Here is an 11,605-nt window from a genome sequence, read left to right on the forward strand (position 1 = left end):
GAACGCCGCCCGCCTCCCCTCAATACCCCACCGTGAACCGCTTGCGCTCGTGCTTCGGCGTCTCGATCTCGTCGGCCAGCGCCACGGCGAAGTCCTCGTAGCTGATCCAGCTGCGGCCGCTCTCGTCCGCCAGCAACCCATCGGCCCCCAGCCGGAACTTGGCTGTCCGCTCGCCCAGCACGAACTCGGCGGACGGCGACAGGAAGGTCCAGTTCAGGTCGGGCTCGGCCTTCAGGCGGTCGAGGAACTCGGCGCCCTTGGTGGCTTCGGCGCGGTAGGCTTCGGGAAATTCCGGCAGGTCGAGCACGCGCACGCCCGGCGCCACCTCCAGGCTGCCGGCGCCGCCGACCACCAAATAGCGCGGCACGCCCGACGCCTTCACCGCGCCGATCAGGCTGTCGGCATCGCCCAGCAGGAACATCACGGCGCTGACCACGGCGTCATGGCCGGCCAGCAGCGGGGCCAGCGTCGCGGCATCGTTGGCGTCGCCGGTCTTCACCGTCAGGCCGGGGGCGGCGGCGACCTTGGACGGATCGCGAACGATGGCGGTCACGGCATGCCCACGGCGGAGCAGTTCGGCCTGGATACGGCTGCCGGCGCGGCCGGCGGCGCCGATGATGGCGATGTTCATGGCAGGTGTCCTCTGACTGGGTTTCCAATGGTGACTTGATGCCGGTTTGGAAATCTGGTGTAAAGAAGGCACCTTTTCGTGACATGGTCACCCGTGTGTAACCGCCGGGCGGCCCGCTTGGGAGTGGATGGGGATGGACAGGACCTTGCTGGGGCTGGGCGGCAAACGGCCGTCGGAGGTGGATCAGCTGCCCGACGCCTATGCCTCCGGCTGCCCGACGCGGCAGGCGCTGGACCGCATCGCCGACAAATGGACGGTGCTGATCCTGGGTTTGCTGGAAGGCGGGCCGATGCGCTTCAACCAGCTGCGCCGGGAGATCGAGGGCATTTCGCAGAAGATGCTGTCGCAGACGCTGAAAAGCCTGGAGCGCGACGGGCTGGTCAGCCGCAAGGTCTTCGCCACCGTGCCGGTCACCGTCGAATACGCCATCACCCCGCTGGGCGCCACGCTGGCGGAAACGCTGGTGCCGCTGCGCATCTGGGCCGAGACCCACATCGCCCAGCTGTTGGAATCGCGCGCCGCCTATGACCGGGACGAGAGCGACGCCCCGGCCCGGCTGGACGTCGCCTAACCCCCCTCGCCGGGTTTCTTGTCCGCCTCCGTCCGGCGCAGCAGGTAATCCAGCCCGCCGACGCGGAACCAGCGATAGCCGTAGGCTTCCAGCACCAGATCATGGCGCCCCTCGCTGTCGGGCTCGCTGTGGTCCTCCGACAGCAGGTTGACCAGCCGGCAGGCCTCGCCGTGGCCCTCGACGTCCAGCAGGATCTCGCAGGGCTTGTCCGACAGGTTGTGCAGGACGACCACCCCGTTGTTGCGCCAGTCATAGCGCAGAGCCAGCACCTCCGGCCGGCCGGTCTTCAGGATTTGGAAGTCGCCCCAGCCGATCTCCGGGCATTCCTTGCGCATGCGGATGATGCGCTCGGTCCAGTTCAGCAGCGATTCGGGGTCGCGGCGCTGCACCGCGGCGTTGATCCGCTCATAGCCGAAGACCCCGCCGGCGATCACCGGGATTTCCGGCCCGTCCGACTTGGTGAAGCCGCCATGCGGTTCGTCCGACCATTGCATCGGCGTGCGGGCGCAGTTGCGCTCCGGCAGCGACAGGTCGTCGCCCATGCCGATCTCGTCGCCATAGCGGATGACCGGCGTCCCCGGCAGGGTGAACATCAGGCTGTAGGCCAGCTCGATCCGCCGCCGGTCGTCGTGCAGCATCGGCGCCAGCCTCCGCCGGATGCCGCGGTCGTAGAGCTGCATGCATTTCTCCGGCCCGAAGGCGGCAAAGACGGCTTGGCGCTGCTCCTCCGTCAGGCGGCCGAGATCCAACTCGTCGTGGTTGCGCAGGAAACAGCCCCATTGGGCGGTGGCCGGGCGCGGTTTCGTCACCTTCAGCGCCGTCACCAGCGGCGCGGTGTCGGCGGTGGCCAGCGCATAGAACAGAGTCTGGTTGACCTGGAAATTGAACATCATGTGGCAGCGGTCGCCGTCGTCGCCGAAGTAATGCAGGTCGTCCTCCGGCAGGATGTTGGCCTCCGCCAGCAGAACGGCATCGCCGCGGCGCCACTGCACGAATTCGCGGAAACTGCGCAGCATGCCGAACTGCTCTTTCGGCTCGGTCACCTCCGCCCCCTTCTCGGCGATGATGAAGGGAACGGCGTCCATGCGGAATCCGGCGACGCCCAGCTGGATCCAGAAGCCCATGATCTTCAGCAGCTCGGCATGCACCTCCGGGTGGGCTGTGTTCAGGTCGGGCTGGAATTTGTAGAAGCGGTGGAAGTACCAGGCCTTCGCCTCGCGGTCATAGGTCCAGGTCGATTCCTGCACGCCGGGAAAGACCATGCCGGTGTCGGCATTCGCCGGCTTCCTGTCTGACCAGACGTACCAGTTGCGATACTTGCTGCCCGGATCGCTGCGGGCCGCCTTGAACCAGGGATGCCGGTCGGAGGTGTGGTTGATCACCAGATCGATGATGACCCGGATGCCGCGCTGCTCGCAGGCATGGGTGAATTCCACGAAGTCGCCCAGAGTGCCGTATCGCGGATCGACAGTGTAGTAGTCGGCGACGTCATAGCCGTCGTCCTTCATCGGCGATGTCTGGAACGGCCCCAGCCAAATGCAGGTCACGCCCAGCCCGTGCAGGTAATCCAGCCGGCGCAGCAGCCCCTGGAAATCGCCGATGCCGTCGCCGCTGGCGTCCATGAAAGTCGACAGCGCCAGATTGTAGATCACCGCATTCTTGTACCAGAGGTCCCCGATCATGGCCGTTCCGTCCCGCGTCGTGCCGGTGGCGATCGCCGTCCCGATGCGGGATCGACAGGCGGGCAACAGCGGCAAGGCCGTTTTGGTTGCGGGGCAATGTTGCTGAACTGACTGACCATTTGGGTCGGTAGCACTGCGTCAAAGTTGCAGGTCAGGCACCCGGTATCTGGCATGCAAAACTTTTTGCGAAGGTATGCCAGTTTCCTTATGTTGCGTTACAGCATGGCCCTGGCTTGGCCGCCGGAACTGAGCTTCCGGCAGCGATGCTTTTCGGCCTCATGCGCTGTTGTCCCTTGTCGAACCCCTCTCCCCTCGGCCCTCCCTTGGCCCCTCGCTTGCGATAAGGATGCCCCGCCATGATCGAGACCCAGGCCCTTCTGTTCCTCGCGCTGACCGGCATGATCGGCCACGCCGTCTACATGGCCAGCGGCCGGGGCGGCTTCACCGTGATCGAGCCGGAGAAGGAGGAGACGGAGGAGGAGACCATCCTGTTCACCTCCGACCGGTTCCAGCAGACGCCCCAGAAGAAGCCCGGGACCGAAAAGGGCGAGGATCGTCCCTTCTGGCTGGAATGACGGACGGACCGGGACCGCTCGTCGCGTCCCCGGCCCGTCGCCTGTCTTCTCTCCTAAGTCGACCCCTCAGGCCGATCCCTCAGGCCAAGCCCTTGCGCTTGTGCTTTCAGCCGTTGGCCGCACCCGTTGCCGCTCCGACCGGGACGGTGCGGGCGATGTCGCCCTGTTCGGCACGGCGAGCCAGCTCCTCGTTGCGGGCATGGTGGCGGGCCAGCATCGGCTTGAGAACCAGCAGCGCACAGGCCGCGGCGGTGAGGTCCATGGTGGCGGTGACGTACAGCACGGTCGCCCAGGTGCCGGTGGCTTCCATCAGCAGGTTGCCCAGCGGGACCAGCAGGGCGGCGACACCCTTGGCGCAGTACAGGACGCCGTAGATCTTGCCGGCATGCTTGGTGCCGAAGGTGTCGGCCGAGGTGGCGCTGAACAGGCTGTACACTTCACCCCAGGCCAGGAAGACCATGCCGCTGAGGATCAGGAACATCATCGGGTCGTGGCCGAACTTGCTGAGCATGATGATGCCCAGGCCTTCCAGGGTGAAGGCGACGAACATGGTCGCCTCACGGCCGATGTGGTCGGAGATGAAGCCGAACAGCGGACGGGAGATGCCGTTCATCACGCGGTCCAGCATCAGGGCGAAGGGCAGAGCCGCCATGGTGATGCCCAGGACGCTGACCGGGGTCTCCTTCACGCCCAGATCGTGGGCGATGACGCCCAGCTGGGCCACCGCCATCAGGCCGCCGGTGACGGTGCCGATGAACATCGCCCACATCACCCAGAACACCGGGGTGCGGATGGCTTCGCCCAGCGTGTAGTCGCGGCGGGTCTGGGCGACCTTGGTGGAGGCCTTGACGTGCTCCTTCTGCGGCATGCGCAGGAAGAAGGCGGCGGCGATGATGATCGCGCCCTGCAGCAGGCCGAACCAGAAGAAAGTGGTCTGATAGCCGCTGCTGTGGATCATCGCGGAGATCGGCAGGATGGTGAGGGCCGAGCCGGCGCCATAGCCGCCCGCCGTCAGGCCGACCGCCAGACCGCGCTTTTCCGGGAACCACTTCAGCGCGTTGTTGACGCAGGTGGCATAGACGCAGCCGACGCCGATGCCGCCGATGGCCGAGCCGACATACAGCATGCCGAGCGAGCCGGCATAGCTGTCGATGACCCAGGACAGGCCGGTGAAGAAGCCGCCGGCGCCGACGATCACGCGGGGGCCGTACTTGTCGATGAAATAACCCTCGATCGGCGTCAGCCAGGTCTGCACGACGACGAAGATGGTGAAGGCGGTCTGGATCGAAGCGCGCGTCCAGCCGTGGGTCGCCTGGATTTCCGGGACGAACAGCGTCCAGGCATACTGGATGTTGGCCGCAGCCACCATGCAAACGATGCCGACGACGATCTGCATCCAGCGGACGGTATCGGACACCGGCGCCTGTGCCGCCGCCGGTTGTGAATTCATATGAGCCATCGTGCCTCCCAATGATCTTGCCTGAGCCGGTGGCGCGGCCCCTCTCCCGGGGACCGGCGCACCAATCACGATTGCGGAATGACCCGGACGGACCGCTCTTGCTGACGGTTCCATTCCGGAACTCGGCGCGGATGCCGACAATCGCTCGGAGTTCGATTGTCCCGGTTTCGGCATGCCAGATATGAAATCTGGTATGCCAAAACCGGGGACAAAAAGACCCGGACGGACGGTCCGACGCCGTATACACACCTGCTGACCAAGTAAAACTTACGTCTCGTGCCGCTTCGAATGTCCGGTCCACATCGGTTCTTGTGTCCGATCACTCGGTGCGACGCACATCCTGTAAAAAGAAGCCGTGCCGGTACCTGCACGGCCCCCTCGAACGAGGGTGTGCAGTCTTAGGAGATAGATAGATGCCGCCGTTTCCATAGAGGAACCGCATCGGCGACACATAATCTTTTGCTCGGATTGTTTTGGAACTCAACAGTCCATTCGGGCTTTCCGTATCATGGAAAAACACCGGAGAGCGCCTTGGGACAGGCAGGGCTCTTCGTCACCCGGCCGATGGGCGCGGGCGCGGAAAATGAAACTCGGACCGGGAGGAACGGAAATGGGCGGGCCACGCCGCCGATGGGTCAGGCCGGGCGACGGACCGTCAGGAAAGCGACGCGGGTGTCGCCATAGCGGCGTTCATCGACGGCGCTGAAGCCGTCGGGCAGAGGCAGGGGGTCGCGTTCGGCCACCTCGACCACGGCGAGGGCGCCGTCGGCGAGCCAGCCGGCCTTCAGCAGCCCGTCCAGCGCACGCGGCGCCAGATCCTGGCCATAGGGGGGATCGAGGAAGGCCAAGGCGCAGGCCCGCGGGGCCGGCGGCGGCTTGGTGGCATCGGCGCGCAGGATCCGCGCATTGCCGGCTTCGCCCAGGGCATCGACATTGGCGCGCACGGCGTCCAGCGCCGGCCGGCCCATGTCGAGGAAGCCGCACCAGGCGGCCCCGCGCGACAGGGCCTCCAGCCCCAGCGCACCGGTTCCGCAAAAGGCATCGACGACCGCCGCGCCCTCGAACTCGGGCGCCCAGTTGGCATGGGCCAGGATGTTGAAGATGGCTTGCCGGGTGCGGTCGGTGGTGGGGCGGGTGTCGCGCCCGCCCGGTGCCACCAGACTGCGGCCGCGGTGCTTACCGCCGACGATCCGCACGCGGGCGCTCCGTCCGTCCGCCGGCACCGCCGCCCGACCTGTCGCCGCCGGCCTTCGGACCACCCTTCGGCGCCGAACCGGCGGCCTTCGGACCCGCGGACCTGGAGGCCGCCGATTTCGGAGCGGCAAATTTGGCGTCCCTCGGCTTGTCGTCCCGGGGCTTCGCATCCCGGGACCTTGCCCCCTCGGAACGGGCGCCCTCGGAACGCGGGCCGTCCGACTTCGCGGCACCGGCCTTGAACCCGCCGGGCTTCGCCCCCCGCGGACCGGCAGCACCGGCCGGCTTGGCGGCATCGCGGCCTTCCGGCTTGCCGGGCCGGCCGGACTTGGCCGCAGCGGGCCCCGACTTGCTGAGCGACAGCGTGCCGCGCCGGGCGGGCTTGGTCTCTTCAACACGGGCAGCTTCGGCCTCGTGCCGCTTGGTGGCGGACCGCGGCGCACGCTTCGGAGCGGCCTTGGCGTCGGCCTTCGCCGCTACGGTCTTCCCCGGCGCGGACTTGGCGGGGGCAGACTTGGCGGGGGCAGACTTCACCGCCGCGTCGGCTCTCGCCTTGGCACGCTGCTTGGTGCCGGATTCGGCGGGCTCCGCCCCTTCGGGGGTGCCGAAGAAGGGGGCGATCTGTTCGCGGACGACGCGCTTCGGCACCTCCTCGACGGCGCCTTCCTCCAGCTTGCCGAGCTGGAAGGGACCATAGGCGACGCGGATCAGCCGGTTCACCTGGAGCCCCAGCGACTCCATCACCTTGCGGATCTCGCGGTTCTTGCCTTCCTTCAGGCTGACGGTCAGCCAGGCGTTGCGGCCCTGGATGCGGTCCAGCACGGCCTCGATCGGGCCGTACTTCACGCCTTCGATGGTCGGGCCCTTCTCCAGCGCCGCCAATTGCCTCTCGTCCACCTCGCCGAAGACGCGCACGCGGTAGCGGCGGGTCCAGCCGGTGGCCGGCAGTTCCAGGAAGCGGGCCAGCTCGCCGTCGTTGGTCAGCAGAAGCAGCCCCTCGGTCGTCAGGTCGAGGCGGCCGATGGAGACCACGCGCGGCAGGTCGGCCGGCAGCCGGTCGAAGACGGTCTCGCGCCCCTTCTCGTCGCGCGCGGTGGTGACCAGCCCGGACGGCTTGTGGTAGCGCCACAGGCGGGCGGGTTCCGGCTCCGGAATGACCTTGCCGTCGACCTGGACGATGTCGCCGGGGCGAACCACGCAGGCGGGGCTGTCGAGCACGCGGCTGTTGACCGCGACGCGGCCCTCGGCGATCCAGCGTTCGGCGTCGCGGCGCGAGCAGAGCCCAGCGCGCGCCAGTCGCTTGGCGATGCGTTCACCGCCATTTGTGGCGGAATCGGATTTCTTGGCAGTATCGGAGCGGTCCATGGCCGGACCATAGGGCCTGGACGCGCCGCCCGCAACACGAGTTCGGCGCCCGGACACCGGAATCCGGTTGACGCGCCCGGCGGGCGGTTGGCACCCTGCCCGGCCATGCCCTCTCCCCGCTATATGGACCTCGCCTTCGCCGCCGCCGAGGCCGCCGCCGCGCGCGGCGAGGTGCCGGTCGGCGCCGTCGTCGTCGATCCCGCGACGGGCGCCGTACTATCCAGCGCCGGCAACCGGACGGAGGAGCTGTGCGACCCGTCGGCCCATGCCGAACTGCTGGCGATCCGCGAAGCCTGTGCGCAGCGCGGCCAGCCCCGCCTGCCCGGCTGCGACCTGTATGTGACGCTGGAGCCCTGCGCGCTATGCGCCGCCGCGATCAGCTTCGCCCGCATCCGGCGGGTCTATTACGGCGCCTACGATCCCAAGGGCGGCGCGGTGGACCACGGTCCGCGCTTCTTCACTCAGCCCACCTGCCATCACGTGCCGGAGGTCTACAGCGGCATCGGCGAGACACGGGCCGGGGCGCTGCTGCGCGACTTCTTCAGGGAGCGGCGGTGAGCCCCCAGCCGGATACGCACGCGGCGCAATGTTGTTTTGAAAAAGTAGCAATAAAATTTCTCGAAGCCATTCGCAATCGACCCCGGCTCTTCACCAAGAGGCCAAACGAAAAACTCGCTCTACCATACAACCGGGCGAAATCCATACGCACAAGACAATATAGTCTGTTAAGTGTTTGTTTAGCGAACATATGCGCATGATGGGCTGACCGCTTCCAGCCATCAGGAGTTACGAATGTTTTCGTTCCGCAAGCCGCAGGAAAATCAAGCGGCCGAAGAGTTGGCCCTGCTGGGCCGCCATGCGGGAGTCGGGCTTTGGGACGCGGTCATCCACAATGGCGATCCGATGCACGCGCAAAGCAATTGGCATTGGTCGCCGGAGTTCCGCCGGCTCGTGGGCTTCGACCGCGACGACAAGACGGGCTTCCCCGACAAGGTCGGTTCCTGGGCCGACCGGCTGCATGCGGACGATGCCAAGCCCACCTTCGATGCCTTCATGGCCTGCCTGAACGACCGCAGCGGCCGCACCGGCTATGACGTGAACTACCGGCTGAAGGTGAAGGACGGCAGCTATCGCTGGTTCCGCGCCATCGGCGGCGTCGCCCGCGACAGCAGCGGTCTGGCCCTGCGCGCCTGCGGCTCGCTGATCGACATCGATGCCGAACGGCGGGAGCTGGAGCGGGCCAAGCTGCTCGACCGCCACGCCGGCGTCGGGCTGTGGGACGCGGTCTTCCACAATGGCGACCCGATGCATGCGCAGAGCCGCTGGCACTGGTCGCCGGAGTTCCGCCGGCTCGTCGGCTTCGACCGTGACGACAAGGCGGGCTTCCCCGACAAGGTCGGCTCCTGGGCCGACCGGCTGCATCCGGACGACGCCAAGCGCACCTTCGACGCCTTCATGGCCTGCCTGAACGACCGAAGCGGCCGCACCGGCTACGATGTCGATTACCGGCTGAAGCTGAGGGACGGCAGCTATCGCTGGTTCCGCGCCATCGGCGGCGTCGCCCGCGACGGCAGCGGTCTGGCCCTGCGCGCCTGCGGCTCGCTGATCGACATCGACGGGCAGAAGGTTGCCGAGTTGCGGCAAGCCGAGATGGACGGCGAGCGCCGCCGCAGCGTCACCAGCCTCGCCGAGACGCTGGACAGCGAGGTCGGCACCGCCGCCGACCGCGCCACCGCCAACGCCCAGACCGTCGCCGCCGCGACGGAGGAGCTGTCGGCCTCGATCTCCGACATCAGCACCCGCGCCAACGAGGCCTCCGGCGCCTCGCTCAAGGCTTCGGAGGAGGCGAGCCGCACCAACGCCGCGGTGGAGGCGCTCGTCACCTCGGCCGAGCGCATCGGCGCCATCACCAAGCTGATCAACTCCATCGCCTCGCAAACCAACCTGCTGGCGCTGAACGCGACCATCGAGGCCGCCCGCGCCGGCGACGCGGGCCGCGGCTTCGCCGTGGTGGCGAACGAGGTGAAGTCGCTGGCCCAGCAGAGCGGCAGCGCCGCCGACGACATCGCCGCGCAGATCGCCTCGGTCCAGCAGGAGGCGCTGCACGCGGTGGATGCCATCCGCCGGATCGGCGCCATCGTCACCGACGTCCAGCAGATCTCCACCACCATCGCCGCCGCCGTGTCGCAGCAGGAGTCGGCAACCAGGGAGATCGCCCACAGCGTCACCCGCGTGGTCCGCGACATCGAAGTGGTGTCGCAGAACATCGCCAGCGCATCGGAACGGCTGCGGGCGTGAGGCGGAAATGAACAAGGGGGCGCAGCGATGCGCCCCCGCATCTTTGTCGAACAGGTATGTCGCGGCCTATGTCAGAGAGCGGCCGTCAGGTCCCGTTCACACCGGAACCCCCTGCTCCCTCACCGTCCGGATCAGCGGATGCTGGGACGTGCGCAATGTCCGCGCCGACCAGACGAAAGGCTGGACGATCCTGCCCGCTTCCATGGTCGGCACGAAGGCGATGTCCATGACGCGGTCGGCTTCCTCCAGCGGATCCGCCGGTTCGTCCTTCAGGATCACCGCCAAATCCAGATCGGACTCGTCTGTGTAATCGTCGCGTGAACGCGACCCGAACAGCAGGATGGACTCAAGGCGGGAGCCGAAGACGGCTTCGGCCCCCTGGCGGAATGCGGCGATGGCCGCGCGGGTCTGGGGAGCGGTGTCCATACCGGAGCACACGGCATCTGTTGGGACCAAGCTAAAAATAGCCCTTCTCGGACTGCATTTGTAGCTCCCTTACCGCCCCACCGCCCGCCAGCCGATGTCGCGGCGGCAGAAGCCGTCCGGCCAGTCCAGCGCGTCGACCGCCTTGTAGGCCGCCGCCTGCGCCTCGGCCACCGTCGGCGCCAGCGCGGTGACGCCCAGCACCCGACCGCCGACCGACAGAACCCGGCCATCCTCGGCGCGCTTGGTGCCGGCATGGAACACGGTCACATTCTCAACCGCTCCGGCCTTGTCCAGCCCGCGGATCTCGGTGTTCTTGGCGTAGTCGCCCGGATAGCCGTTGGCCGCCATCACCACGCACAGGGCGGTCCGGTCGTGCCAGCGCAGGTCGATGCTGTCCAGCACCCCGTCGGCCGCCGCCACCAGCGCCGCCAGCGCGTCGGACTTCAGCCGCATCATCAGCGTCTGGCATTCCGGGTCGCCGAAGCGGACATTGAACTCCAGCGTCTTTGGCACCGGGCCGGCCGGCGTCTGCATGATCATCAGCCCGGCGAACAGCACGCCCTTGAACGGCTTGCCTTCCGCCGCCATGCCCTTGACCGTCGGCAGGATGATCTCGCGCATCACGCGGTCCTGCAGGTCGGGGGTCAGCACCGGGGCCGGGGAATAGGCGCCCATGCCGCCGGTGTTGGGGCCGGTGTCGCCGTCGCCGACCGCCTTGTGGTCCTGGGCCGAGGCCAGCGGCAGCGCGTTCTCGCCGTCGCACAGCGCGAAGAAGCTGACCTCCTCGCCGTCCAGGAACTCTTCCACCACCACCTCGGCACCGGCGGCGCCGAAGCGGCCGCCGACCAGCGCGTCGTCGATGGCATCACACGCCTCCTGCTCGGTGCGGGCGACGGTGACGCCCTTGCCGGCGGCCAGCCCGTCGGCCTTCACCACGATGGGGGCGCCATGCTTGCGGACATAGGCCTTGGCGGCATCCGGATCCTTGAAGCGCTCGTAGAAGGCGGTGGGCACCCCGTATTTCGCCAGGATGTCCTTCATGAACCCCTTGGAGCCTTCAAGCTCCGCCGCCGCCGCGCTCGGCCCGAAGGCCTTGACGCCCAGTGCGGTCAGCCGGTCGACCAGACCCAGCACCAGCGGGCCTTCCGGGCCGACGACGACGAAGTCGATGGCGTTGTCCTGGACGAAGCGCACCAGCGCGTCGACATCCTCCGACCCGATGGGCACCAACGTGGCGACGTCGGCGATGCCGGCATTGCCCGGCGCGCAATAGAGCGCGTCGCACAGCGGCGAATTGGAAATGGCCCAGCAGAGCGCATGCTCACGACCGCCCGATCCGACGACGAGGACTTTCATGGGGTGGCGCTCCTTCCGCCTTGTTGCGAACTGCGCGCCTTGTATCAT

The 11,605-nt window shown here is 67.6% G+C and carries 11 protein-coding genes; 4 read left to right on the top strand and 7 right to left on the bottom strand.

Annotation, left to right across the window (positions count from 1 at the left end):
* Positions 1-19: 19 nt before the first annotated feature.
* A complete protein-coding gene (locus AZOLI_RS08435; RefSeq protein ID WP_014248190.1) occupies positions 20-631 on the bottom strand; it encodes an NAD(P)-dependent oxidoreductase in 612 nt (203 codons plus the stop codon).
* A 133-nt stretch (positions 632-764) separates the two neighbouring features.
* On the opposite strand from AZOLI_RS08435, the gene AZOLI_RS08440 reads away from it, so the two are divergent.
* Positions 765-1,202, top strand: coding sequence for a winged helix-turn-helix transcriptional regulator (locus AZOLI_RS08440; protein ID WP_014248191.1), 438 nt, complete (start codon positions 765-767; stop codon positions 1,200-1,202).
* Here the strand turns inward: AZOLI_RS08440 and AZOLI_RS08445 are convergent.
* Positions 1,199-2,884, bottom strand: a complete 1,686-nt coding sequence (locus tag AZOLI_RS08445; protein ID WP_014248192.1) for an alpha-amylase family protein — start codon at positions 2,882-2,884, stop codon at positions 1,199-1,201. The two genes, AZOLI_RS08440 and AZOLI_RS08445, sit on opposite strands and share 4 nt — an antisense overlap.
* Positions 2,885-3,240: 356 nt before the next feature.
* On the opposite strand from AZOLI_RS08445, the gene AZOLI_RS08450 reads away from it, so the two are divergent.
* On the top strand, positions 3,241-3,459 hold the full coding sequence (locus tag AZOLI_RS08450; RefSeq protein WP_014248193.1) for a hypothetical protein: 219 nt from the start codon (positions 3,241-3,243) through the stop codon (positions 3,457-3,459).
* Positions 3,460-3,565: 106 nt separating this feature from the next.
* On the opposite strand, the gene oxlT is transcribed toward AZOLI_RS08450, so the two are convergent.
* The 3 genes from oxlT to AZOLI_RS33175 form a co-directional block, all read right to left on the bottom strand.
* Positions 3,566-4,909 (bottom strand): oxalate/formate MFS antiporter, encoded by a 1,344-nt coding sequence (oxlT, locus tag AZOLI_RS08455; protein ID WP_014248194.1) that lies wholly within the window; start codon positions 4,907-4,909, stop codon positions 3,566-3,568.
* Positions 4,910-5,553: 644 nt separating this feature from the next.
* The gene (gene rsmD, locus AZOLI_RS08460) at positions 5,554-6,114 is read right to left on the bottom strand and encodes a 16S rRNA (guanine(966)-N(2))-methyltransferase RsmD (RefSeq protein WP_044550675.1); all 561 of its coding nucleotides are present in this window, start codon (positions 6,112-6,114) and stop codon (positions 5,554-5,556) included.
* Entirely contained in the window at positions 6,095-7,477 is a 1,383-nt protein-coding gene (locus AZOLI_RS33175) for a pseudouridine synthase (protein WP_014248197.1), read from the bottom strand. The genes rsmD and AZOLI_RS33175 overlap by 20 nt, the downstream gene beginning before the upstream one ends.
* A gap of 105 nt (positions 7,478-7,582) precedes the next feature.
* On the opposite strand from AZOLI_RS33175, the gene AZOLI_RS08470 reads away from it, so the two are divergent.
* Both AZOLI_RS08470 and AZOLI_RS08475 read left to right on the top strand, forming a co-directional pair.
* A complete protein-coding gene (locus tag AZOLI_RS08470; RefSeq protein WP_044549881.1) occupies positions 7,583-8,035 on the top strand; it encodes a nucleoside deaminase in 453 nt (150 codons plus the stop codon).
* Between the two features lie 234 nt (positions 8,036-8,269).
* Complete coding sequence (locus AZOLI_RS08475) at positions 8,270-9,775, top strand: methyl-accepting chemotaxis protein (protein ID WP_014248199.1); 1,506 nt, start codon at positions 8,270-8,272, stop codon at positions 9,773-9,775.
* A gap of 96 nt (positions 9,776-9,871) precedes the next feature.
* Here AZOLI_RS08475 and AZOLI_RS08480 read toward each other — a convergent pair whose 3' ends face one another.
* Positions 9,872-10,201: a nucleotidyltransferase domain-containing protein gene (locus tag AZOLI_RS08480; RefSeq protein ID WP_014248200.1), complete on the bottom strand. Its 330-nt coding sequence runs from the start codon at positions 10,199-10,201 to the stop codon at positions 9,872-9,874.
* 69 nt (positions 10,202-10,270) lie between these two features.
* Positions 10,271-11,557 carry a phosphoribosylamine--glycine ligase gene (gene purD, locus AZOLI_RS08485; protein WP_014248201.1) on the bottom strand — a complete coding sequence of 429 codons (1,287 nt, stop codon included), beginning with the start codon at positions 11,555-11,557 and terminating at the stop codon, positions 10,271-10,273.
* Positions 11,558-11,605 lie beyond the last annotated feature (48 nt).

Source organism: Azospirillum lipoferum 4B, assembly GCF_000283655.1.
GTDB classification, from domain to species: Bacteria; Pseudomonadota; Alphaproteobacteria; order Azospirillales; family Azospirillaceae; genus Azospirillum; species Azospirillum lipoferum_C.